This is a genomic window from Flavobacterium sp. PMTSA4 (assembly GCF_032098525.1).
Lineage (GTDB): Bacteria > Bacteroidota > Bacteroidia > Flavobacteriales > Flavobacteriaceae > Flavobacterium > Flavobacterium capsici.
This window is the reverse complement of sequence record NZ_CP134890.1, coordinates 2,614,700-2,640,206: the sequence shown is the minus strand read 5'-3', so window position 1 is coordinate 2,640,206 and position 25,507 is coordinate 2,614,700. Positions and strand designations below refer to the sequence as shown.

24 protein-coding genes are annotated in these 25,507 nt (G+C 31.1%); 18 read left to right on the top strand and 6 right to left on the bottom strand.

The features are described 5' to 3' along the window. Positions 1-4: 4 nt before the first annotated feature. Positions 5-982, bottom strand: coding sequence for a pyruvate dehydrogenase complex E1 component subunit beta (locus RN605_RS11995; RefSeq protein ID WP_313325096.1), 978 nt, complete (start codon positions 980-982; stop codon positions 5-7). 241 nt (positions 983-1,223) lie between these two features. Between RN605_RS11995 and RN605_RS11990 the strand changes: the two genes are divergently transcribed. The 4 genes from RN605_RS11990 to RN605_RS11975 all read left to right on the top strand — a co-directional run bounded on the left by RN605_RS11990 (position 1,224) and on the right by RN605_RS11975 (position 4,578). Further along, complete coding sequence (locus RN605_RS11990) at positions 1,224-1,970, top strand: electron transfer flavoprotein subunit beta/FixA family protein (RefSeq protein WP_313325095.1); 747 nt, start codon at positions 1,224-1,226, stop codon at positions 1,968-1,970. A gap of 38 nt (positions 1,971-2,008) precedes the next feature. Next, positions 2,009-2,977, top strand: a complete 969-nt coding sequence (locus tag RN605_RS11985; RefSeq protein WP_313325093.1) for an electron transfer flavoprotein subunit alpha/FixB family protein — start codon at positions 2,009-2,011, stop codon at positions 2,975-2,977. A gap of 127 nt (positions 2,978-3,104) precedes the next feature. Beyond that, positions 3,105-3,728: a bifunctional nuclease family protein gene (locus RN605_RS11980; RefSeq protein WP_313325092.1), complete on the top strand. Its 624-nt coding sequence runs from the start codon at positions 3,105-3,107 to the stop codon at positions 3,726-3,728. Between the two features lie 25 nt (positions 3,729-3,753). Then, positions 3,754-4,578: a thymidylate synthase gene (locus RN605_RS11975; RefSeq protein WP_313325091.1), complete on the top strand. Its 825-nt coding sequence runs from the start codon at positions 3,754-3,756 to the stop codon at positions 4,576-4,578. 51 nt (positions 4,579-4,629) lie between these two features. Here RN605_RS11975 and RN605_RS11970 read toward each other — a convergent pair whose 3' ends face one another. After that, the gene (locus RN605_RS11970; protein ID WP_313325089.1) at positions 4,630-4,926 is read right to left on the bottom strand and encodes an isoamylase early set domain-containing protein; all 297 of its coding nucleotides are present in this window, start codon (positions 4,924-4,926) and stop codon (positions 4,630-4,632) included. A gap of 238 nt (positions 4,927-5,164) precedes the next feature. Between RN605_RS11970 and RN605_RS11965 the strand changes: the two genes are divergently transcribed. The 4 genes from RN605_RS11965 to porT are packed head-to-tail and all read left to right on the top strand — an operon-like array spanning position 5,165 to position 7,496. Further along, a complete protein-coding gene (locus RN605_RS11965) occupies positions 5,165-5,503 on the top strand; it encodes a 2TM domain-containing protein (RefSeq protein WP_313325088.1) in 339 nt (112 codons plus the stop codon). After that, positions 5,500-5,985 (top strand): dihydrofolate reductase, encoded by a 486-nt coding sequence (locus RN605_RS11960; protein ID WP_313325087.1) that lies wholly within the window; start codon positions 5,500-5,502, stop codon positions 5,983-5,985. Before RN605_RS11965 ends, RN605_RS11960 begins: the two co-directional genes overlap by 4 nt. Positions 5,986-6,036: 51 nt before the next feature. Next, entirely contained in the window at positions 6,037-6,768 is a 732-nt protein-coding gene (gene ubiE / locus RN605_RS11955; protein WP_313325085.1) for a bifunctional demethylmenaquinone methyltransferase/2-methoxy-6-polyprenyl-1,4-benzoquinol methylase UbiE, read from the top strand. A gap of 23 nt (positions 6,769-6,791) precedes the next feature. Continuing rightward, a complete protein-coding gene (porT, locus tag RN605_RS11950) occupies positions 6,792-7,496 on the top strand; it encodes a type IX secretion/gliding motility protein PorT/SprT (RefSeq protein ID WP_313325083.1) in 705 nt (234 codons plus the stop codon). Here porT and RN605_RS11945 read toward each other — a convergent pair. Continuing rightward, the gene (locus tag RN605_RS11945) at positions 7,493-8,221 is read right to left on the bottom strand and encodes a TrmH family RNA methyltransferase (RefSeq protein ID WP_313325081.1); all 729 of its coding nucleotides are present in this window, start codon (positions 8,219-8,221) and stop codon (positions 7,493-7,495) included. The genes porT and RN605_RS11945 overlap by 4 nt on opposite strands. 34 nt (positions 8,222-8,255) lie before the next feature. Between RN605_RS11945 and tamL the strand changes: the two genes are divergently transcribed. From tamL to accD, 3 genes are all read left to right on the top strand, one after another. Further along, positions 8,256-10,802 carry a translocation and assembly module lipoprotein TamL gene (tamL, locus tag RN605_RS11940; protein ID WP_313325079.1) on the top strand — a complete coding sequence of 849 codons (2,547 nt, stop codon included), beginning with the start codon at positions 8,256-8,258 and terminating at the stop codon, positions 10,800-10,802. 51 nt (positions 10,803-10,853) lie between these two features. Then, positions 10,854-11,921, top strand: coding sequence for a class II fructose-bisphosphate aldolase (gene fbaA, locus RN605_RS11935; protein WP_313325078.1), 1,068 nt, complete (start codon positions 10,854-10,856; stop codon positions 11,919-11,921). 82 nt (positions 11,922-12,003) lie between these two features. After that, positions 12,004-12,858 carry an acetyl-CoA carboxylase, carboxyltransferase subunit beta gene (gene accD, locus RN605_RS11930; RefSeq protein ID WP_313325077.1) on the top strand — a complete coding sequence of 285 codons (855 nt, stop codon included), beginning with the start codon at positions 12,004-12,006 and terminating at the stop codon, positions 12,856-12,858. Positions 12,859-13,204: 346 nt separating this feature from the next. Here the strand turns inward: accD and RN605_RS11925 are convergent, their stop codons facing one another. After that, positions 13,205-14,461, bottom strand: coding sequence for an ABC transporter permease (locus RN605_RS11925; RefSeq protein ID WP_313325076.1), 1,257 nt, complete (start codon positions 14,459-14,461; stop codon positions 13,205-13,207). Positions 14,462-14,624: 163 nt separating this feature from the next. On the opposite strand from RN605_RS11925, the gene purH reads away from it, so the two are divergent. From purH to rodA, 6 genes are all read left to right on the top strand, one after another. Further along, positions 14,625-16,151: a bifunctional phosphoribosylaminoimidazolecarboxamide formyltransferase/IMP cyclohydrolase gene (gene purH, locus RN605_RS11920; protein WP_313325075.1), complete on the top strand. Its 1,527-nt coding sequence runs from the start codon at positions 14,625-14,627 to the stop codon at positions 16,149-16,151. Positions 16,152-16,205: 54 nt separating this feature from the next. Next, complete coding sequence (locus RN605_RS11915) at positions 16,206-17,234, top strand: rod shape-determining protein (protein WP_313325074.1); 1,029 nt, start codon at positions 16,206-16,208, stop codon at positions 17,232-17,234. An 87-nt stretch (positions 17,235-17,321) separates the two neighbouring features. Next, complete coding sequence (mreC, locus tag RN605_RS11910; protein ID WP_313325073.1) at positions 17,322-18,146, top strand: rod shape-determining protein MreC; 825 nt, start codon at positions 17,322-17,324, stop codon at positions 18,144-18,146. Beyond that, positions 18,139-18,645 (top strand): rod shape-determining protein MreD, encoded by a 507-nt coding sequence (locus RN605_RS11905; RefSeq protein ID WP_313325072.1) that lies wholly within the window; start codon positions 18,139-18,141, stop codon positions 18,643-18,645. The genes mreC and RN605_RS11905 overlap by 8 nt, the downstream gene beginning before the upstream one ends. Beyond that, positions 18,642-20,576, top strand: coding sequence for a penicillin-binding protein 2 (gene mrdA, locus RN605_RS11900; protein ID WP_313325070.1), 1,935 nt, complete (start codon positions 18,642-18,644; stop codon positions 20,574-20,576). The genes RN605_RS11905 and mrdA overlap by 4 nt, the downstream gene beginning before the upstream one ends. A 10-nt stretch (positions 20,577-20,586) precedes the next feature. Further along, a complete protein-coding gene (rodA, locus tag RN605_RS11895) occupies positions 20,587-21,849 on the top strand; it encodes a rod shape-determining protein RodA (RefSeq protein ID WP_313325069.1) in 1,263 nt (420 codons plus the stop codon). Between the two features lies 1 nt (position 21,850). Here the strand turns inward: rodA and RN605_RS11890 are convergent, their stop codons facing one another. Then, positions 21,851-22,636 carry a DNA/RNA non-specific endonuclease gene (locus tag RN605_RS11890; protein WP_313325067.1) on the bottom strand — a complete coding sequence of 262 codons (786 nt, stop codon included), beginning with the start codon at positions 22,634-22,636 and terminating at the stop codon, positions 21,851-21,853. Between the two features lie 65 nt (positions 22,637-22,701). Between RN605_RS11890 and RN605_RS11885 the strand changes: the two genes are divergently transcribed. After that, a complete protein-coding gene (locus RN605_RS11885) occupies positions 22,702-23,160 on the top strand; it encodes a hypothetical protein (protein ID WP_313325064.1) in 459 nt (152 codons plus the stop codon). Positions 23,161-23,206: 46 nt separating this feature from the next. Here RN605_RS11885 and RN605_RS11880 read toward each other — a convergent pair whose 3' ends face one another. Next, positions 23,207-25,381, bottom strand: a complete 2,175-nt coding sequence (locus RN605_RS11880) for a carboxy terminal-processing peptidase (protein WP_313325062.1) — start codon at positions 25,379-25,381, stop codon at positions 23,207-23,209. Positions 25,382-25,507 lie beyond the last annotated feature (126 nt).

Here is a 25,507-nt window from a genome sequence, read left to right as displayed (position 1 = left end):
TATATTATTTGTAAGTTACTTTTTTCACAGCTTTAATAACATCTTCTGCGTTAGGCAACCACTCTTTTAAAAGTGTTGGCGAATATGGCGCAGGCGTATCAGCTGTAGTAATTCTTTGAACTGGTGCATCAAGATAATCAAAGGCACGTTCTTGAACCATATAGGTAATTTCAGAAGCAACACTCGCAAAAGGCCAAGCTTCTTCTAAAACTACTAATCTATTTGTTTTTTTAACAGAATTTATAATTGCATCATAATCCATCGGACGAACAGTTCTTAAATCGATTATTTCACATGAAATGCCTTCTTTCTCCAATTCATCTGCAGCTATAAACGCTTCCTTTATTATTTTTCCAAAAGATACTATAGTAACATCTGTTCCTTCTCTTTTGATATCTGCAACTCCTAACGGCAAAATATATTCTCCATCAGGCACTTCACCTTTATCACCATACATTTGTTCTGATTCCATAAAAATAACTGGATCATTATCGCGAATGGCAGCCTTTAATAAACCTTTAGCATCATAAGGTGTTGATGGCACAACAACTTTTAAACCTGGTGTGTTAGCAAACCAATTTTCGAAAGCTTGTGAGTGTGTTGCTCCTAATTGTCCTGCAGAAGCCGTTGGACCACGAAAAACCATTGGCATTGGGAATTGACCCGCAGACATTTGACGCATTTTCGCAGCGTTGTTTATAATTTGGTCGATACCAACCAATGAAAAGTTGAACGTCATATATTCTACAATCGGACGATTTCCATTCATAGCTGAACCAACAGCAATTCCAGCAAAACCAAGTTCAGCAATTGGTGTATCAATAACTCTTTTTGGACCAAATTCGTCCAACATTCCTTTTGAAGCTTTATAAGCACCATTATATTCGGCAACTTCTTCACCCATTAAATAAACTGATTCATCGCGACGCATTTCTTCACTCATCGCTTCAGCAATTGCTTCTCTAAATTGTATCGTTCTCATATATAATTATGTTCTTCCTTAAAAATTGAAAGGCAAAAATAAAAATTAAAAATGATAAAAGAATACAAACACAATTATAATTGCTTTGAAAAAATAGGAAATTTATGGTTTGTAAAACAATTAACCCATTTACTTCTTACGAAATCGATTGAAATGTAAAAAAATATTATGCATGCATATAAAAATTAGAAATATATTTTATACTTTTACGTCCAGAAAATTTTAATTTAATCAAAAAAAAATGAAAATATTAGTTTGCATCAGTCATGTTCCGGATACCACTTCAAAAATCAATTTTGTTAACGGCGATACTGAATTTGACACAAATGGTGTACAATATGTAATTAATCCAAATGATGAGTTTGGTTTAACAAGAGCAATTTGGTTTCAAGAGCAACAAAGCGCAAATGTAACTGTTGTAAATGTTGGTGGTGCAGATACTGAACCTACACTTAGAAAAGCTTTAGCAATTGGTGCAAATGAAGCTATTCGTGTAAATGCAACTCCAACCGATGGTTTTTTTGTTGCAAAACAATTAGCAGAAGTTGCAAAAAATGGTAATTATGATTTAATCATTTGCGGAAAAGAATCATTAGACTACAATGGTGGAATGGTCCCAGGAATGTTGGCTTCTTTATTAGATGCAAATTTTGTTAACTCTTGTATCGATTTAAAAGTTGATGGAAATTCGGCGAAAGCAATCAGAGAAATTGATGGAGGAAAAGAAACTGTTTCTACTTCATTGCCATTGGTAATTGGTGGTCAAAAAGGATTAGTAGAAGAAAAAGATTTACGTATCCCAAACATGAGAGGAATCATGACTGCTCGAACAAAAGTTTTAACAGTATTAGAACCCGTTGCCGCTGACAATAAAACTAAATCGGTTAAATTTGAAAAACCAGCACCTAAATCGGCTGTAAAATTAGTTTCTCCAGATAACTTAGATGAATTAATCAATTTACTACACAACGAAGCAAAAGTTATCTAATATTTAAAATCTTTATTTAAACACATAAAATTTACAAAATGTCATTATTAATATATGCAGAATCGGTAGAAGGAAAATTCAAAAAAGTAGCTTTTGAATTGGCTTCTTATGCAAAAAAGGTAGCCGAATCATTAGGAACAAGTGTAACAGCAGTTACTGTAAATGCTGGAGATGTTTCAGAATTGTCTAAATATGGAGTAGATAAAGTTTTAAAAGTAACTAATGATAAGTTAAAAAACTTTAACGCAAAAGCTTATGCTGATGTTATAAAACAAGCAGCTCAAAAAGAAAATGCAAAAGTTATTTTGCTTTCATCAACTACAGACAGTTTATATTTAGCTCCAATTGTTGCAGTTGGTTTAGATGCAGGTTTTGCGTCAAATGTTGTTGGTTTACCTCTTAGCACATCTCCATTTCAAGTAAAAAGAAATTCTTTTTCAAACAAAGCATTTACAATTACAGAAATTGAATCGGATGTTAAAGTTCTTGGCTTAGCCAAAAATTCTTATGGCGTTTTTGAAAGTGCTTCATCTACAAGTCAAGAAGATTTTTCACCAAGTCTAAATGATGCCGACTTTAACGTAAAAGTAGAATCTGTTGATCGAACAACTGGAAAAGTAACTATTGCAGATGCAGATATCGTTGTTTCTGGTGGTCGTGGATTAAAAGGTCCTGAAAATTGGGGAATGATTGAAGAATTGGCTTCTGTACTTGGAGCAGCAACCGCTTGCTCAAAACCAGTTTCTGATTTAGGATGGCGTCCACATAGTGAGCACGTTGGTCAAACTGGAAAACCTGTAGCAACAAATTTATACATCGCTGTAGGTATTTCTGGTGCAATTCAACATATTGCCGGAATAAACTCTTCTAAAGTAAAAGTGGTTATTAATTCTGATGCTGAAGCTCCATTTTTTAAAGTCGCTGATTATGGCGTTGTTGGTGATGCTTTCGATATTGTACCAAGATTAACTCAAAAATTAAAAGAATTTAAAGCTCAAAATTCATAACGATTAACTAACCTTAATCTGAGTAAGCTGTTCCATTTTTTTTGGGCAGCTTATTTTTTTAGTAGCAAATCTTTTTCGTTACTTTGCAATTCGGGAATTATTTCCCTTTCTATCACAATATATAAAAATGAGTTTAGTAAAACTTACCATAAAAGGTATATCATACAGTCAAACCCAAAATGGTGCTTATGCGTTGATTTTGAATGAAGTTGACGGAGAAAGAAAACTACCTATTGTAATTGGAGCTTTTGAAGCCCAATCAATTGCTATAGCACTTGAAAAAGAAATAAAACCTCCAAGACCTTTAACACACGATTTGTTTAAAAGTTTTGCCGACCGTTTTGACATTGTTGTAAAACAAGTTATTATTCATAAATTAGTTGATGGCGTTTTCTACTCGAGTATAATTTGCGAAAGAGATAAAATTGAAGAAATTATTGATGCTAGAACATCTGATGCTATTGCATTAGCGTTACGTTTTAATGCTCCAATTTTTACCTATAAAAATATTTTAGATAAAGCTGGAATTTATTTAAATAATCCTTCTGAATCAGAAGGCGAAACCGAAGATGAAGGAGTTTTATCAAGTCCTGAAACATTTGGACTAGATGATGATGGAAATGAACCAAAAGAAGGTTATTCTAAATTAAGTTTATCAGAACTTCATTCATTATTGGAATCAGCAGTACAAGATGAAGATTATGAAAAAGCGGCAAGAATTAGAGATGAAATTTCAAAAAGAGAATCATAATTAAAATGAATAATCAATACTATTTATGAAACAATATCATGATTTAATGCAACATGTTTTAGAAAACGGTTGCCAAAAAGGAGACAGAACTGGAACTGGAACAAAAAGCGTTTTTGGTTATCAAATGCGTTTTGACTTGAATGAAGGTTTTCCAATGGTAACAACTAAAAAATTGCATTTAAAATCAATTATTTATGAGTTGTTGTGGTTTTTAAAAGGAGAAACCAATATTAGCTATTTAAAAGAAAACGGAGTTAAAATTTGGGACGAATGGGCAGATGAAAATGGAGATTTAGGTCCAGTTTATGGTCATCAATGGCGTAATTGGAATAGCGAAGAAATTGACCAAATCACGGAACTAATAGAAACTTTAAAAAATAATCCTAACAGTAGAAGAATGCTAGTTTCTGCATGGAATCCTTCTGTTTTACCCGATACATCAAAATCATTTGCAGAAAATGTAGCTAACGGAAAAGCGGCTTTGCCTCCATGTCATGCTTTTTTTCAATTTTATGTAGCCAATGGAAAATTATCGTGTCAATTGTATCAACGTAGTGCTGATATTTTTCTTGGCGTTCCTTTCAACATTGCATCCTATGCTTTGTTCACAATGATGATTGCACAAGTATGTGATTTACAAGTTGGCGAATTCATTCATACTTTTGGTGATGCACATATTTATAACAATCATTTTGAACAAGTAGAATTACAACTTTCCAGAGAAGTTAGACCGTTACCAAAAATGATTTTAAACCCAGAAGTAAAAAACATTTTCGACTTTACTTTTGAAGATTTTACTTTAGTTGATTACAATCCACATCCACATATTAAAGGTGAAGTAGCAATATAAAAAAACCCGCCAAGTATACACATGGCGGGTTTTTTACTAAAACCAATAAAACTATACAGTAACCACACTGTTTTCAGCACCCGCAAAATCGTTATATACATAACCATCTGCTTCAGGATCATTTAAAAAGTTTCCATCAACAACATATTTAAACTCATATGTTGCATCTTTAGGAACTTCAAAAAGTCCTTTGAAAGTACCGTTTTTTAATTTCGACAATTCACCTTCTTTTGGATTCCAGTTGTTAAAATCACCAACTACAGAAGCAACATTTGCCTCTTTAGCTTCAATTGAAAAAGTAACTTTACAAACAGGTTTTGATTTTATAAATTGTTTCTTGATAGCCATAACTAATTCATTTATAGATTACTGAAGCAAAGTAAAGGCATTTTTTTTAAAGTTTTACAAGCAATGTCACTTTTAGGAAATTAACAAAAACTAGGCTAATAAAAAATTGATAATGTAATTTTCAAGCAATAAAATTTTATATCTTCAATTAAGAAAACGTTTTCTTGATATGATTTATCAAATTGAATATTTCTGTTTTTATAAATAAATCCTATCTTTAATGCACAAATTTCATCTTATGGAAACCAATCAACACGAACTTTATGAATATGCTAGAAATCGTATCAAGCAAAAAAAACGATTATATTTTCATTTCATTTTATTAATTATTGGAAGTATTTTTTTGTTTATAGCAAATAAATGGCTCAAATTTTATCCTGAAAAAAATTGGTGGATTTGGGCTGTAACAATTTGGATTTTTCTTTTTCTATTACATTTTATAAAAGTATTTATAACTAATGCTTTTATGAATAAAAATTGGGAGCGAACTCAAATAGATAAATTGATGGAAATGCAATCAAAAAAAATTGAAAAATTAAAAACAGATTTAGAAAAAAATTCTCCTAAAACAGAATGATAACACTTATTGCTGCCATTGGCGAAAACAACGAACTTGGGAAAGACAATCAATTAATTTGGCATTTACCAGATGATTTTAAAAGATTTAAATTGATTACAACTGGACATTATATAGTAATGGGAAGAAAAACTTTCGAAAGTTTTCCTAAACCATTACCCAACAGAACTCATGTAATCATTACTCGCCAAAAAAAATATGCTCCTGAAAACTGTATTGTTGTTAATTCAATATCAGATGCTATAGCAATTTGTCCAAAAAACGAAGATATTTTCATCATTGGCGGAGGAGAAATTTACAAACAATCTATTGATATTGCAGACAAACTAGAACTTACTCGAGTTCATCATAGTTTTGAAGCAGATGCTTTTTTTCCTGAAGTAGATTTAAAAAATTGGGAATTAATATCTGAAGAATATCATCCAAAAGATGAAAAACACAAATTTGACTTCACCTTTTTAACCTATACTCGAAAGAGATAACATAAAATTAAAGTTTATTAAAAAGGGTTTATATTTGTGCAAAATTTATCTATGTCTAAGCAAATTACTCCATATAAAGATTCATCTCTAGGGAAAAAAGAACAGGTTACCCAAATGTTTGACAACATTTCTGGAAATTATGATGAATTGAATCGCGTCATCTCATTAGGTATAGATGTCAAATGGAGAAAAAAAGTTGTTAAATTGGTTTCAGATAAAAATCCGAAAACCATTTTAGACATTGCTACAGGAACAGGTGATTTGGTAATTATGATGTCTGATTCTTCTGCAGAAAAAATAATAGGATTAGATCTTTCGGCTGGAATGCTTGAAATTGGAAAGCAAAAAATCAAACAAAAAAATCTTTCTGATAAAATAGAAATGATTCAAGCGGATAGTGAAAACATTCCTTATGAAGATAATTATTTTGATGCAATTACTGTTTCTTTCGGAATTAGAAACTTTGAAACTTTAGAAAAAGGATTGGCAGAAATATATAGAGTTTTAAAACCTGGAGGCATTTTTGTAATTCTAGAAACTTCAGTTCCAACAAAATTTCCATTCAAACAAGGTTACTTTTTCTATTCAAAAGTTATCTTACCTGTTATTGGAAAGATTTTTTCAAAAGACAAATCTGCTTACAGTTATTTATCTACTTCGGCAGCAAATTTTCCATTTGGAGAAAAATTAAACAATATTTTACGGAAAGTTTCGTTTATAGATTGTGTTGCGTTACCACAAACGTTTGGAGTAGCAACAATTTACACGGCAACAAAAAAATAATTCGAATTGTAGAAAGTCTATTAATGAAAAAACTGTTTTTTTTATCTCTTATATGTTTATCGTTTCAAATGCAAGCGCAATTTGGAAAAAACCTTTTTTCAAAAGATCCAATTATCAATTTAGAAAATTTTGATAAGCAACGAGTTCATTGGGGTTATTTTTTGGGTTTCAGTAGTTTTGATTTTAAAACAGATTATAAAACGCCAAATACAGATATTGATGTAAAAGGAAACACAGGTTTTAATGTTGGTTTGGTTGGAAATTTACGCTTACACGAATATATTGATTTACGTTTTGAACCAGGATTGTATTATGCTTCACGTACCTTAACTTATAAGCAATTTGACAATGACCGCGATGGACTTAGAGAAGTAAAAGCTACCTATATCAACTTTCCTTTATTATTGAAATTTTCTTCTTTAAGAACTGGAAATGTTAGACCTTACTTGGTTGGTGGTGTTTCAGCTACTTTAAATCTATCAAGTAATTCAAAATCAAAAGACGATAATCTTCAACAAAAATTCAGAGTAAAACCTTGGACTCAAAATTATGAGCTTGGTTTTGGAGTTGATTTGTATTTTGAATACTTCAAATTTTCGCCTTCAATTCGTGGAGTTTTTGGCTTTAATGATGAATTAATTCGAGATAATGATCCGAATTCTCCTTGGACAGGAAATATTCAATCAATGAAAACAAGAGCAATTTTAATAAACTTTACGTTTCATTAATTTTTTCTACGAAATTCACTCAAAACAATTGCGGTTGCGGTGGCAACATTTAAACTTTCGGTTTCCTGAATTTCACCAAATTGAGGAATTGCTATTCGTTTTTTAATATTTTTTCCAATTTCAGAAGAAATTCCATTAGCTTCATTTCCAAAAACTATAATTCCTTCATTGGGCAATGCTTCTTTATAAATGTTTTTTCCATCCATAAAAGTTCCAAAAACAGGCAATGAACTTTCTGAAATAAACTTATTCAAATCCAGATAATTTACTTTTACTCTTGCTATTGAACCCATCGTAGCTTGAACTACTTTTGGATTATACAAATCAACCGTTTCCTTTGAACAAACTATTTGTGTTACTCCAAACCAATCACAAAGACGAACAATTGTCCCAAGATTTCCAGGATCGCGAATATCGTCAAGTGCAACAATTAATCCTGATTTTTCAATAGAATTTTGACTTGGAATTTTAAACAATGCTAAGCAAGAACTTGGAGTTGTTAATGCAGATATTTTTTTCATTTCTTGAGTTGAAACCTCAGTTTTTGCTTTAACATCAAAAGATGAAAAAATTTCAGAAGTAGCAAATAAATGTTCTAGCACAATATTTGATTGTAGCAATTCTTGAATTACTTTTACACCTTCAGCAATGAAAAGTTGGTGTTCGTTTCTGTATTTTTTTTGCTGAAGGCTATTAATCAATTTTATTTGGTTTTTACTAACCATAAAAAATGTATTTTTGAATTATTATTTGCTTCTATTGAAACTTAACTGCACAAAAATATTATATATTATTCTATTTACGTTACTCCTTTTTGGTTGTAATACCACGAAAAGAGTTCCTGACGGCAAAAAACTTATTGTAAATAGCGCAATTAAAGTAGATAGTGTTAAAGAAAAATCAGAAGACGTAGTCAACCAATTGTATCAAAAACAAAACAGTTCTATTCTTGGCTACAAATTACGTTTAAACATTTACAATTTAGCAAAACAAAACACGGATTCTATTTATAGAGCAAAATTTATTAATAATCCTAAGAAATATTATCGCAAAGCCAAATGGTTATCGCGAAAACAAGTTAAACGTTTAGGTGAATCTTTTTGGTATTCTGGAATTCATAAATTTTTAATGAAAACAGGTGAAGCACCCGTAATTCTTGATACTTCAAGTACCCGAAAATCATTGCGAAGATTGAAACTTTATTATGCTAACGAAGGTTATTTTGATGTAAAATCAAATTATACTATTGACACCATCGGACCAAAAAAAGTAAATGTAAATTATAGTGTTTCAAAAGGGAAACCATATGTAATTGATTCATTAGAAACAGCCATCAAAAGCAAAGTTTTGGATTCTATTTATCAATTGAGAAAGAAAAATTCATTCATTAAAGTTGGCGAACAATTTAAAAGAGACAAATTCGAGCAAGAACGTAACAGAATAACAGAAGAATTTAGAAATAATGGTGCTTTCAAATTCCAGCAAAATTATATCACTTTTGAAATTGACACCATAAAAAGGAATCATAAGCCTAAAATTATTGTAAAAATCGATGACGAAGTAAAGCGTGAAAATGATACAACTTATTTAAAACCTTTTGATTTATACAAAATCAGTAAGGTCAACGTTTTTACTGACCACAGTACTGCAAATCCTAATGCAAAAATTACCGATAGTACTACTTATAATGGTGTAAATCTGTATGCAGTTAACAAATTAAAATATAGACCTAAGGCAATAGCAAATGGTATTTTCATTAATAAAGATAATTATTTCTCAGACTTTAGAACTTCAATTACTTCACGATATTTAACCAATTTAAAAGTTTTCAATTATCCATTGATACAATATGTAGAAGATAAAAATGTTGAAAATGGATTGATTGCAAATATTTATTTAACGCCAAGAAAAAAATACACCTTTGGTTTTTCTACCGATTTTACACATTCTAATATCCAAGATTTCGGAATATCTGGAACAACTTTTTTAAGTATTAGAAACGTATTTAATGGTGCTGAAACTTTCGATTTAGGATTTAGAGGAAACATAGGTTCATCTCGCGATTTAGCGAACCCAAACAATACATTTTTTAATATTTCGGAAGTTGGTATTGATGCCAAACTAAATTTCCCAAAATTGCTTTTGCCTTTTAATACAGAAAAAATTATTCCTAAAAGAATGATTCCTTATACAACTTTAAGTGTTGGTTATGCAAAACAAAGAAATGTTGGTTTAGACAAACAAAATTTCACCAGTTCTTTAAGCTATAATTGGACTCCGAAACGAAATGTAAGCTTTAAATTTGATTTGTTTAATATTCAATTTGTTAAAAATCTAAATCCTTCAAACTATTTCAATATTTACAATTCATCATACAATGCATTAAATTCTATTGCTCAAAATTATCCAGTAAATCCAAGTTACCTTGATACAGATGGAAATTTAATCATTGATGAAGGAACTGTAGGTTTTTTGACTGATGCGTTTACCGATCCTAATCTTAATCTTTCACTTGCTGATTTAAAATCGGTTTTAAGTATTTTAGAAAGACGTGTTCGTTTAACGGAAAACAACTTGATTTTTGCATCTAATATTACCTATTCAAAAACTTCAAAAAAAGATTTACTAGACAATAATTTTTACGCCTTTAAAACTAAATTTGAAAGTGCTGGAAATGTATTGTCATTATTTGCCAATGCTTCAAAACAGTTACAAAGTCAAACAGGCGCCAATACTATATTTGATGTTGAATATTCTCAATATGTAAAAACTGAGTTTGAATACATCAGACATTGGAGCATTTCTAGTAACAAAGTCTTTGCCGCTAAAGGATTTTTTGGCATTGCTATTCCTTATGGAAATTCAGAAAGTATTCCTTTCTCTCGAAGTTATTTTGCTGGTGGTTCAAATGATATTCGTGCATGGCAATCTTATAGTCTTGGTCCAGGTGCAAGCGCAAGTGTTTTAGACTTCAATGAAGCAAACATGAAAATCACTCTTAGTGGTGAATATCGTTTTAATCTTTTAGGTAAATTAAATAGCGCTTTGTTTGTTGATGCAGGTAATATTTGGAATGTTTTAGACAACGTAACTACAGAGTCGTCTATTTTTAGCGGGTTAAATTCATTGAAAAATATTGCAGTCGGCAGTGGTTTTGGATTACGATATGACTTCAATTTCTTTGTGCTTAGAACCGACTTTGGGTTTAAAACTTATAATCCCGCAAAACCAGAAAATGAAAAATGGTTTAAAGAGATGCGATTTGACAAAACAGTTTTAAATATTGGAATAAATTATCCTTTCTAAAAGTAGAAATTCCTATTTTTGTATTCTCTTAACTAAAAATCTTAAAAGAAAATGGCGCACAATATCAAACCTGGAGTTGCAACTGGCGATGAAGTTCAAGCAATTTTTGCTTACGCAAAAGAAAAAGGATTTGCTTTACCAGCAGTAAATGTAGTAGGTTCTAGTACAATAAATGGAGTTCTTGAAACTGCTGCAAAATTAAATGCACCGGTAATTATTCAGTTTTCAAATGGTGGCGCACAATTTAATGCCGGAAAAGGTCTTTCAAATGCAAATGAAAAATCAGCAATTGCTGGTGGTATTGCTGGAGCAAAACACATTCATACTCTTGCAGAAGCTTATGGTGCAACTGTAATTTTACATACTGACCATTGTGCAAAAAAATTATTGCCTTGGATTGATGGTTTATTAGATGCTTCTGAAAAACACTTTGCAGAAACTGGAAAACCATTGTATTCTTCACACATGATTGATTTATCTGAAGAACCAATTGAAGAAAATATTGAAATCTGTAAACACTATTTAGCTCGTATGAGTAAAATGGGAATGACTTTAGAAATTGAATTGGGAATTACTGGTGGTGAAGAAGATGGTGTTGACAATTCTGATGTTGATAGTTCAAAATTATACACGCAACCTGAAGAAGTTGCCTATGCTTACGAAGAATTAATGAAAGTTTCTCCTCGTTTTACAATTGCTGCTGCTTTTGGGAATGTTCATGGAGTTTACAAACCTGGAAATGTGAAATTAACTCCAAAAATCTTGAAAAATTCTCAAGATTACGTTCAAAATAAATTCAATACAGGTCACAACCCAATTGATTTTGTTTTCCACGGTGGTTCAGGTTCTACGCTTGAAGAAATTAGAGAAGCTATTGGATATGGAGTTATTAAAATGAATATTGATACCGATTTACAATTTGCTTTTACAGAAGGAATTCGTGACTATATGGTTAATAATATTGATTATTTAAGAACCCAAATTGGAAGCCCTGATGGTGCTGATTCTCCTAACAAAAAACACTACGATCCAAGAAAATGGGTTCGTGAAGGCGAGTTGACTTTTAATAAAAGATTAGAGCAAGCATTTGCTGATTTAAACAACGTAAACACACTTTAAATTATTTTAAATTTTAAATGTTGAATTTTAAATTATTTTGACATTCAAAATTTATAATTCAAAATTTATAATAACATAAATTATGGCTTGGTTTAAAAGAAAAGAAAAAGGTATTACTACCGCTACTGAAGATAAAAAAGATGTTCCTAAAGGACTTTGGTACAAATCACCAACAGGTAAAATTATTGACACTGATGAATTAGCAAAAAATCTTTGGGTAAGTCCAGAAGATGATTTTCATGTTAGAATTGGTAGTAAAGAATACTTTGAAATTTTGTTTGACAACAATGAATTCAAAGAATTGGATGCTAAAATGACTTCAAAAGATCCGCTTAACTTTGTAGATACCAAAAAATATTCTGACCGTTTAAAAGACGTGATGGAAAAAACCAAATTAAAAGACGCCGTTCGAACTGGAGTTGGAAAATCTAAAGGTAAAGATTTAGTCGTTTGTTGTATGGATTTTGCTTTTATTGGTGGTTCAATGGGTGCTGTTGTTGGCGAAAAAATTGCTCGTGGTATTGATTATTCTATTAAAAACAATATTCCTTTTGTGATGATTTCAAAATCAGGTGGTGCACGTATGATGGAAGCTGCTTATTCGTTAATGCAATTGGCAAAAACTTCAGCAAAATTAGCGCAACTAGCCGATGCTCAAATTCCTTATATCTCACTTTGTACTGATCCAACCACTGGTGGAACAACTGCTTCGTATGCAATGCTTGGCGACATTAACATTTCTGAACCTGGTGCTTTGATTGGTTTTGCTGGTCCTAGAGTTGTTCGTGACACTACTGGGAAAGATTTACCAGAAGGTTTTCAAACGGCTGAGTTTGTTTTAGAACATGGTTTCCTTGATTTTATTGCTCACCGAAAAGAATTGAAAAATAAAATCAACTTATACATCGATTTAATCTTAAATCAAGAAATTCGATAATTGTAATTTCTGATTATTACATTAATAATAAAAACACAAAGCAATGCTTTGTGTTTTTTTATTTCCCCATTAAAAAGAAGCTAATAACTTCTTCCGTAAAGCAAAAAACCTCTAATTACAGATTCAAAACCTCGAGAGAGAAACTAAAAACTTTAAAGACGAAGTAAATAACTCAATCAACCAGGCTACAAAGTTCAACGTTAAAGCTAATAACTTCAAGGAATAAGTTTTTAACCTGTTTGTTGAAGTAAATAACCTCTCCGATGAAGTTAAAAACCTCGTTTATTAATTTTGACAAGATGATTAACTCATTTTGTGAGTGATTGACTCATTTTTAGAGTGATAATTACATTCCCGTTCTAATAGCTTCCACAGGATCAAGTTTTGACGCAGAAATAGCAGGAAGAATTCCAGCAATTAAACCAATGATGGCCGAAATAGACGTTCCTAAAAGAATGTTGCTAAACGAAAGTATAAATTCAAAATCTAATACTTTGGTAAGCATAGCTGCAATTATCCAGACCAGGAACAATCCAATAATTCCACCTATAAGACAGAGAATTATGGCTTCGAAAAGAAATTGAAAAAGTATGAATTTGTTTTTGGCACCTAACGATTTTTGAATCCCAATTAAGTTGGTGCGTTCTTTTACTGAAACGAACATAATGTTGGCAATTCCGAAACCACCAACCAGAAGTGAAAACCCAGAAATTATCCAACCTCCCATTTTTAGACTGCCAATAAACGTATCAATCAAATCGGTAAAACCTGATAATATATCTAAAAAGAAATTATCAACTTCGCCTTCTTTCACACCACGATAGGCACGCAATTTTTGTTTGATTTCACTTTTTAAGGCTTCTATGTCAATATCTTTTTCAGGTTTAATAACAATTACAGGAAGGAAGTTTTTACTGTTATCGCCATATAATCTTCGCAGAAAATTAACTGGTAAAAAAACCGAGTCGTCATCGCTATCGCCTAAACCCATACTTTGTCCTTTTTTCTTGGTTACTCCAATTACTTTTACATTTTGACCATAAATGCGGACCGATTTTCCAATTGGGTCAACATTATCAAACAAACCTTCGGCAACATTATAACCCAAAACAATTACACCAGCAGCAGCATTGGATTCGGCTTCATTAAAAAATCGTCCGTTGTTGATTTCCATTCTTTGGATGTCAGCAAACTCATAAGTTACAGGAACAACATTTAAATCAGATACCGTTTTTCCTTCATATTTAACACTTTCGCGAGAAAACATGAAGTATTGATAACACAGATTCTCAACATTATTTAAATTGGATTTTAAATATTGAAATTCTTCATAATTAACCTCCGGAAATTGATCTCTTTTCCAACGAGGAATATCAGAAGGACCAAACGATTGACTTTTTAAGTACATGGTGTTTTTATCTAAAGTACTCAAGTCGCTTTTTATTTTTTTATCCAAAGAATCAACGGCTGCTAAAACGGCAATGATTGAAAAAATACCAATAGTTACTCCAAGAAGTGATAACATGGTTCTCAATTTGTTGTTTCGCAAAGCATTCATTGCAAAAGCAAAACTTTCTTTAAGTAATCGAAGGTATAATAGCATTCCTAATAGGATTTTAATCGGTTTTGTAAATTTCAAAAAATTAAATGGAATAACACAATGCAATTCACATTAGTTTGTGTGCTTTTTTTAAATTTTGTTACACTTTTTCCTTGAAAAATGGTTTCAAAAAAACTACTTTTGCATGCTTAAAACACACAACAAAATGAGCACAACAAAAACAATTCAATCAGCATTAATTTCAGTCTTTTCCAAAGATGGTTTGGAACCTATTGTTCGAAAACTACACGAACAAAACGTTACTCTATATTCAACTGGCGGAACCGAAGAATTCATTAAAAACCTAGGTATTCCTGTAGTTCCAGTAGAAGATGTAACATCTTATCCTTCGATACTTGGCGGAAGAGTAAAAACATTACATCCAAAAGTTTTTGGTGGAATTCTAAACCGTCAAGACAACGAGAGTGATGTGCAACAAATGGTTGAATTTGATATTCCACAAATTGATTTAGTAATTGTTGATTTGTATCCGTTTGAAAAAACAGTGGCTTCTGGAGCAAGTGAAGCAGACATCATTGAAAAAATTGATATAGGTGGAATTTCATTAATCCGCGCTGCAGCTAAAAACTTTAAAGACACGGTTATTGTAGCTTCAGTTAATGAATATTCTTTATTACTTGATTATATTACGAATCAAAATGGTGCTACAACTTTAGAGCAAAGAAAACTTTTAGCTACTAAAGCTTTTCATATTTCATCACACTATGACACAGCTATCTTTAATTATTTTAACGAGGATGAAACTTATTTCAAAGCAAGTATTTCTGAAGGTCAGATTTTAAGATATGGCGAAAACCCACATCAAAAAGGATTTTTCTTTGGCGAGTTTGATAAAATGTTTAGCAAACTTCACGGAAAAGAATTGTCATATAATAACTTGTTGGATGTTGATGCTGCGGTGAATTTAATTTTAGAGTTTAAAAACAACGCACCTACTTTTGCTATTTTAAAACACAACAATGCTTGTGGATTAGCAACAAGAAGTACTATGAAAGAAGCGTATTTAGCAGCTTTAGCTGGCGATCCAACTTCTGCTTTTGGAGGTGTTTTGATTACAAATGAAAGAATTGATGCTGCAACAGCTACAGAAATAAACAGTTTGTTCTGCGAAGTTGTAATTGCTCCAAGTTTTGACGAAGAAGCCGTTGCTATTTTATCAGAGAAAAAGAATAGAATTATATTGGTTCAACATGACGTTGCCTTACCAAACAGTCAAGTGAGAACTTGTTTGAACGGATTATTAGTTCAAGATAGAAACAATGTAACTGATGCAAAAGAAAATTTAAAAGTAGTAACAAACACTACTCCAACGGAGCAAGAAATTGATGATTTATTATTTGCTTCAAAAATTTGCAAAAATACTAAATCAAACACCATTGTTTTTGCAAAAAACAGTACATTAGTAGCATCTGGAACAGGACAAACTTCAAGAGTTGATGCACTGAAACAAGCCGTTGAAAAAGCAACTAATTTTGGTTTTGATTTAAATGGCGCGGTGATGGCAAGTGATGCTTTTTTCCCTTTTCCTGATTGTGTAGAATTAGCACATCAGGCTGGAATTACAGCAGTTATTCAACCTGGAGGTTCAATAAAAGATGAATTAAGCATTAATTTTTGCAACGAAAATAAAGTTGCAATGGTATTTACAGGAACACGTCATTTTAAACATTAATTTGTTTAACTTTGTACGTTAAATTTTTATAAACTATAAACCCTTAAAAAACTTATGGGATTTTTTGATTTCATGACCGAGGATATTGCAATTGACCTTGGTACAGCAAACACTTTGATAATTCACAATGATAAAGTTGTAATTGACAGCCCATCAATTGTAGCAAGAGACAGAATTTCTGGAAAAATTATCGCCGTTGGTAAAGAAGCCAACATGATGCAAGGTAAAACCCATGAAAACATAAAAACCATACGTCCATTGAAAGATGGGGTTATTGCAGACTTTGATGCTTCTGAAAAAATGATTAGTTTATTCATCAAAAGTATTCCTGCGTTAAAGAAAAAATTATTCACACCTGCTTTACGAATGGTAGTTTGTATTCCATCTGGAATTACTGAAGTGGAAATGCGTGCAGTAAAAGAAAGTTGTGAACGTGTAAACGGTAAAGAAGTATATCTTATTCATGAACCAATGGCCGCAGCAATCGGTATCGGAATTGATATCATGCAACCAAAAGGAAACATGATTGTTGATATTGGTGGTGGAACAACCGAAATTGCAGTTATTGCTTTAGGAGGAATTGTTTGTGATAAATCAGTAAAAATTGCTGGAGATGTTTTCACCAATGATATTATCTACTACATGCGTACGCAACACAATTTATTTGTTGGAGAAAGTACTGCCGAAAAAATTAAAATCACCATTGGTGCAGCAACAGACGATTTAGAAACTCCACCAGATGATATGTCAGTTCAAGGTAGAGATTTGCTTACGGGTAAACCAAAGCAAGTTGAAGTATCTTATAGAGAAATAGCTAAAGCATTAGACAAATCAATCCAACGAATTGAAGATGCTATTATGGAAACTTTATCTCAAACTCCGCCAGAATTAGCGGCAGATATTTATAATACTGGTATTTATCTTGCTGGTGGTGGTTCAATGCTTCGCGGATTAGACAAACGTATTTCACAAAAAACAGATTTACCTGTATACATCGCCGAAGATCCATTAAGAGCAGTTGTTCGCGGAACAGGAATGGCATTAAAAAACATTCCTAAGTTTAGAAGCATACTTATTAAATAAAAAATCCAATTATAGAAAATTCCAAATTCCAAGCATTTGTAATAATTTTTGGAGTTTGGAATTTGAAATTTTATAACTTTTTAAACGATGCAGCAAATTTTTAGTTTCATATTAAAAAACAGTTATCGACTACTGTTTTTGCTGCTATTAATTATTTCCTTGTCGTTGACAATCCAATCGCATTCCTACCATAGAAGTAAAATAATAAGTTCTGCAAATTTTTTGACTGGTGGCGTTTATCAGCAAATGAATAATGTAAATGAATACTTTGGACTAAGAAAACAAAATGAAGAATTAGCACTAGAAAATGCTCGTTTGAAATCCATTTTATTCAATCAAAAAGACACAACTTTAACACCGAATGTAAATGTTAAAGGAATTGACAAAGCAGAAATAATCGTTTCAAAAGTAATTCACAATTCATACAGCACACATGAAAACTATTTGACACTAAACAACGGTTCAAATTCAGGAGTTAAAACCGACATGGGTGTAATCAATAGCGCTGGAATTATTGGAATTGTGGAAAAAACTTCTCCAAAATATGCTACAGTGGTTAGTATTTTAAATGTTCAATCGAGAATTAATGCTAAAATTAAAAAATCAAATCACTTTGGTTCTTTAGTATGGAATGGAAAAAGTACTGGGTATGTTCAGTTGATTGATGTTCCAAGATTAGCGTCTGTTCGTCGAGGCGATACTATTGTAACTGGTGGACAATCGGTTATTTTCCCAGAAAATATTGGAATAGGAACTATTGAAAAAATATATACCGACAATGTTACAAATTATTACACTTTAGACGTTAAGTTGTTCAATGATATGACTAATTTGGGCTATGTGTATGTTATCAAAACTAAAGACAGAGACGAAGTAATGAAACTTGAAAAAGAAACTAAAAAAGATGAATAGTACTTTATTAGTAAATATTGCCCGTTTCATTTTATTGCTTTTGGCTCAAGTGTTAATTTTTAATCGTCTTGATTTATTTGGATATATTAATCCTTATCCTTATATTCTGTTCATCATTCTTTTTCCTGTAAATGGGAACAAATTAGGACTTTTACTTGCGAGTTTTTTTCTTGGTTTGATTATGGATATGTTTTGGAATTCTGGCGGAGTTCATGCCGCTTCTTGTTTGGTTCTAGCCTATTTTAGACCAGCAATTTTCAAATTTTCCTTTGGACTAAGTTATGAATATCAAACCGTAAAACTCAATGATGTTTTAACTCCCGAACGCTTTTCTTTTATATTGATAGCGGTTGTAATTCACCATTTTACGTTATTTATTTTAGAAGTTTTTAAAATTAGTTTCTTTTGGGATATATTTTTGAGAACTATTTTTAGCACAATATTTACAATTATAACCTGTATTTTAATAATCTATATCATTAAGCCAAGCAAACGATGAGAAAAGTTTTGTTTCCAACAATCATTATCATTGCTTCAATTTTAATTGTTGCTAGGCTTTTTTATCTTCAAATTATAGATGATAGTCTAAAATTAAAATCAGACAACAATGCCATAAAAATCAAATACGATTATCCTGAACGTGGCTATATTTATGATAGATACGGAAAACTTTTAGTAGCCAATCAACCTTCATATGACATTATGGTTATACCAAAAGATGTCAAAGAAATCGACACAACTGAATTTTGCAGCTTACTAAGCATTACAAAAGAAGATTTTGAAAAGAAAATTGCTAAAGCAAAAGTTTATAGTCCAAGATTACCTTCAGTTTTTTTACCCCAATTAAACAAAATGGAATATGCTGCTTTTCAAGAAAAACAGCGAAAATTTGATGGTTTTTACATTCAAAAACGTTCATTGCGTGATTATCAAGTAGATTGTGGCGCTAACGTTTTTGGATTTATTACTCAAGTTAATGAAGGAATTATTAAAAAAAACAAATACTACATCAGTGGTGATTTAATTGGTAAACAAGGAGTTGAAGAAAGTTATGAAGAAATTCTTCGTGGTGTAAAAGGTGTAAAATACATCCAAAAAGACAAATTCAATAGAGATATTGCTTCGTATAAAGATGGTAAATTTGACACTATTGCTGTGCAAGGAAAAGACATCACATTATCAATTGATGCTGAATTACAAAAATATGGCGAACAATTAATGATTAATAAACGCGGTGGAATTGTTGCTATTGAACCAAAAACTGGTGAAATATTAGCCTTAGTAACTGCACCATCATATGATCCAGCAATTTTAGTAGGAAGACAACGTTCAAAAAACTACACCATGTTGTATCATGATTCAATTGCAAAACCTTTGTATGATAGAGGTTTGTTGGCAGAATATACACCTGGTTCACCTTTTAAAATATTAACTGGTTTAGTTGGATTACAAGAAGGTGTTATTGATACTGAAACTTCCTTTGTTTGTCATCATGGATTCAGTTATGCTCGTGGTCGTTTTATGAGATGTCACGATTCGGGAGTTTCAAAATTGCATAATGGATTTTATAATTCTTGTAACACCTATTTTGCTAACGTTTACATGAAAACAATTAACAAATATGTAAAACCTGCTGATGGAGTTGATGCATGGAGTAATCATTTAAAAAGTTTTGGATTAGGTGAATTTATGGGTTATGATTTACCAACAGGAAGAAGAGGAAAAATTCCAACTTCAAAAACTTATAAAAAAATGTATCCAGGTTGGAATTGGGATAGTAAAACAATTGTTTCAAACGCAATTGGTCAAGGAGAAGTTTTGATGACACCAATGCAATTGGCAAATATGATTGCTACAGTAGCCAATAGAGGTTATTATTATACGCCACATATCATCAAAAAAATTAAAGGTGATGTTATTGATAAAAAGTTTAGAACCAAACATCAAACAACAATTGACAGAAAACATTTTGAACCAGTAATTGAAGGATTGTACGATGTTTATAATCTAGGAACGGCTAGAGGTTTAGGAGTTGAAGGAATTCAAATTTGTGGTAAAACAGGAACCGCTGAAAACTATGCTAAAATAAACGGAAAAAGAGTAAAACTTCAAGACCACTCTATTTTTGTTGCGTTTGCGCCAAAGGATAATCCAAAAATTGCTATTGCAGTATTCGTAGAAAATGGATATTGGGGTGCACGATGGGCAGGACCAATTACAACCTTAATGATTGAAAAATATATTAACAGAAAAATTTCGAGAAAAGATCTTGAAAAAAGAATGTTAGAAGGAAGTTTACAAGCCGAATATAACAAATACATTTCTAAACCAATTGTTGATACGTTAATCAATACAACTGTATCAAAACCATTGAATACGGAAATTAAAAAAGAAGATGAAATTAAAGTAACTGAACCTACAGAAAATTAATTTCAAAAAAATGAAAAACCAAAGCGTAGCAAACAATTTAGACTGGTTAAGTATAGTAATTTATATCATTTTAGTGATATTAGGTTGGCTTAACATCTATTCATCTTCATTATCGAGTATTGAAGGTGAAAGTTCTATTTTTGATGTTACTCAAATTTATGGTAAACAGTTTTTATTCATCCTTTTCACTATTCCATTAATTTTTAGCGTAATGGCGATTGATGCTAAATTTTTCGAAAAATATTCAATTATCATTTTTGCAATTTCTCTTTTATCACTGGCTGGGCTTTTCATATTTGGAAAAACTATTGCCGGACAAAGATGTTGGTATGCCATTGGAAGTTTCACATTACAACCATCTGAATTTGCAAAAACTGCAACAGCATTAGCATTAGCAAAATATCTAAGCGATGTACAAGTCAATTTGAAAGATTTCAACAGGCAAGTGCAAGCAATGATTATTATATTTTTACCAATTTTACTTATCCTACCACAACCCGATCCTGGTAGTGCCTTAATTTATTCTATCTTTTTTGTGGTTTTATACCGCGAAGGATTTCCAGCATGGTATCTTTGGACAGGTTTTATTGCCATTTTACTCTTTATTTTAGCTCTAATTCTCAAACCCTATGTGATTATATTGATAGCTCTTTTTGTAATATTATTTATTCACATAAGAAGTAAAATGATTGATAGAAATTGGATTTTAAGCACTATTATTTTTGTGCTCATTTCTGGTTTTGTCTTTTCGGTTGATTATGTTTTTGATAATGTATTCAAACAACATCACCGAGATAGATTCAATATATTACTTGGTAAAGAAGTAGATATGAAAGGTGTTGGATATAACACCAATCAATCTGAAATAGCAATTGGTTCTGGAGGTTGGTTTGGAAAAGGCTATCTTGAAGGAACGCAAACAAAAGGCGGTTTTGTTCCTGAACAACATACCGATTATATTTTCACAACCGTTGGTGAAGAATGGGGTTTCTTAGGTTCAATATTTATTGTTGCTTTATTCCTAATCCTATTTGGAAGAATTTTATATCTCGCCGAACGGCAAAAAACTAAATTCAGCCGAGTCTACGGTTATTGTGTAGCAGGAATTTTGTTTATTCACTTTTTTGTAAATATCTCTATGGTTGTTGGTATTTTTCCAACAATTGGAGTTCCGCTTCCATTCTTTTCCTATGGTGGTTCTGGTCTTTGGGGATTTACAATTTTACTGTTTATATTCCTAAAAATGGATGCAAACAAAGTAAATGAATGGTAGTTTAATTAAAACTCCAATCTTTATAATCACTATTTTTTTCGAGTTGATTTTCTAAAGAATCTTCAAGCTTAGCAAAGAAATCAATCTTTGTTAATTTTTCAATTTCATCAACCGAAGTCACATATTTATAGAGTGGTTTATTGGAATTTTCATGAGGCAAAAGGAAAGCAATTATTTTTAAATTACCATTATTTTGAGAAGCAATTATTTTATAAAAATAGTTAGGTACAGCTACTTTTTCGATTCCAATTGTTTTTAAATCATCTGTTAAAACTCCACCAGATATCACATACAAATCTCCGTTCTTCTCTGCCCAATACCTTACTTTTTGTTCTAATCGATTCCAGATTCCAGAGTTAAAATCATGCTTCTGAGGAGAAATATTAGACGTTAAAAAAGTTTCTTCATAAGCACTTTTAGAAAACTTCATATCACCTGCCGGACAAAGATGTCCTTTATCATAACCCGAATTTTTATAATTTCTCCAATCAGCTGAATGTGTAGTGACCTTATTATCTTCTATAAAATAAGGTCTTTTAAATTCAATGCTTTTTAAATTTTCTTTTTTCAAAAAATAAGCAACCCATTCGGCTTGCTCAAATTTTTCATTATAAGACAATGTATAATTGCTATGATAAACTATTTGATTAGTAGTAGATGTTGGCAAATAGTAAGCAGACTCATTTTCAGGGATATAACTATTAGTTTTTAAAGTATCCTCTTCATTATTCAATTTACATGAAAACGTAAGCATTATAAAAAGAAAACACACTGAAACTTTTTTCATATCTTTAAGGTTGTTTGGAACAATCTTTGATAAAATTAACCTATATAATTCAAAATAAAAAAATAATGAAATTAAACTTAACACTTGTAGCACTTTTTTTGCTTTGCTTTCAAAACAATTTTTCGCAAGAAGTAAAACCAATAACAACTATTGAATCTCAAAAAAATCAAGAAAAAGAACTATTTGAAAAACAAAAAAACGAGGAAAAGCTCTTAAAAGAACAAAGAAAACTTGAAAAGGAAAAAAGGAAGTTTGAAAAAGAACAAAAGAAATTTGAAAAAGAACAAAAAAGAATTTCATCAGCTGAAAAAGCATTAATAAAATACAAAGACAAAAGAGAAGATGCCATTAAAGATTTAGACAAAATGCAGTCTAAATTTTCCAAAAACAAATCAAAAGGCAAACTTAGTCCTGAAGAAATTGAAAAAGAAAACTCAAGAATTAGTAAACAACAATTAAAAATAAAAGAACTAGAAGAAGATATCGCAGATGCTGAAAAAAAATTAAATAAACTTAGAAATTAGCAATAAAAAAAGCCTCAGTTTTGAGGCTTTTTTTATTATTTAATATTTACGATTTAACTATTTTTTCTGTTTTAACTTTATTAGTCAAACCTTTCTTTTCAGAACCATTTTGCATATCATTTAATATGTGTAAAGCTTCATCTATATAAACATCTTTTGATAGACTTTCATGCCATCTATCTCTTTTCTCTTTTAAAACTGGGTCATCTTTAACCATTTCATTTTCATATGGCAACGATGTAAATTCTAATCTATTTTTATATTCTGTAATTGGCTTGTATTTTTTATTTTTTTCCTCCAAAGCTTTTTGTTCTGCTTTAAATTTGTCTATTTGCAAACTATATACATTGTCTTTATTACGCTCATCCAACCATTTTGCATTATCTTCAATCAACTGCATTTGAGGATTGTTTTCCAAACGAGCTTTACTTTGAGCAATAGCTAAATCAAAGTTGTTTTGCTTATCCCAAACTTTATAATCTGCAGCATCAATTTTATCCCAAGGCATAGCATTGTCAACATCCTTTTCGCCCATTTTTAAAAACTCATATTTATCAGGCATCACAACATCACTTTTAACACCTTCTCGTTGAGTTGAACCTCCGTTAATTCTATAGAATTTTTGAGTTGTAGTTTTTAATGCGCCTAAATCTCCATAAGTACTTCCGCGAACAAACTGATTTAAATCTATAACATTTTGAACCGTACCTTTACCATATGATTGTTTACTTCCAACAATAACACCTCTTTTATAATCTTGTATCGCAGCAGCTAAAATCTCTGATGCCGAAGCTGAAAACTCATTAATCATAACAACAAGTGGTCCGTCCCATTGTACTTTTGAATCTCTATCATAAAGAACTTCTTTTTTCCCTGCAGCAGATTTAATTTGAACAATTGGTCCTTGCTCAATAAATAATCCTGCGATATCAACAACTGTTTTCAAAGAACCACCACCATTATCACGAACATCCATTACAATTCCTTGTACATTTTGTTCTTTTAATCTTTCCACTTCTTTGGCAACATCTTTTCCTGCATCACGACTGTCTTTATTTTCAAAATCGATATAAAATTTTGGCAAATAAATAATTCCATACTTATTCCCGTCAATTTCTACAACACTAGATTTCACATAAGTTTCCTCAATTTCAACTTCATCTCTAATTATTGAAATTACTTTAATACTTCCATCTGGTTTTTTAACAGTAAGTTTTACTTCTGTCCCTTTTGGACCTTTTATTTTTTTAACAACATCATCCAATCGCATTCCAACAACATCAACTGGTTCTCCGCTTGCCTGAGCTACTTTTAAAACTAAATCACCTGCTTCTAATTGTTTTCCTCGCCAAGCTGGTCCACCAGAAATAAGTTCAGTAATTTTGGTAAAATCATTTTCCTTTTGAAGTCTAGCGCCAATTCCTTCTAATTTTCCACTCATGCTTACATCAAAACGTTCTTTTTCATTAGGTGCAAAATAAGACGTATGTGGATCAAATCTTGACGAAATCGCATTTATATAAACTGAAAACCAATCATCACGATTTAAATCTTTGATAAAACCAAAATTGTCATTAAGAGATTTCAAAGTTGATTCTCTTGTTTCTTTTTCTAATTGTTCAAAGGTTTTTGGAGCTTCTTTATTATCTTTTGATTTTGCCTTTTCTTCTTCCACTTTTTGCTTTTCTACCAAAGAAGACAACGTTGAAAGTTTAACTTGTTTTCTCCATCTGTCTTTTAATTCTTTTTGATTTTTAGCATAAGGAATTTTCTCGTAATCTGTACTTATAGATTCGTCTTTTTTATAATCAATTGGACTGCTTAATGCATCTTCATAATAACTTTTGCTTTCGTTCATTCTTTGAATCAAACGAGTATAAGTCAAATCGAAAAAAGTTAGCTCTTTGTTGTTAATTTGATCATCAATAAGAGTTTCATATTTAGAAAATTCATCAATATCCGATTGCAAAAAGAAACGCTTTGATGGATCTAAAGCTTCCAAATAATCTTTATAAACTCCTTTAGAAAAAGTATCGTCAATCGCTGCAGGATTGTAATGTCCTTTTTCAATTACAAAGGTCAAAAGTTCTATTAATAATTTATCTTTTTCGGGATCGGATGCTTTCTCTTTTGGGATAAAACTCCATAAGGCGACTGACAAGGCAAGCACTGCCAAGAGAAATTTATAGTTTCTTTTCATAAACTGGAAAATAGGTTTCATTAATTATTCGACTAAAATATATAAAAAACTATGCCAAAATTTTATGTTAACTCTTTTTTATCACAATTAACCTTTAGCATACGTTGAATTAGTCCAAAGTTAATCAAATTGTTACTTAAATAAACC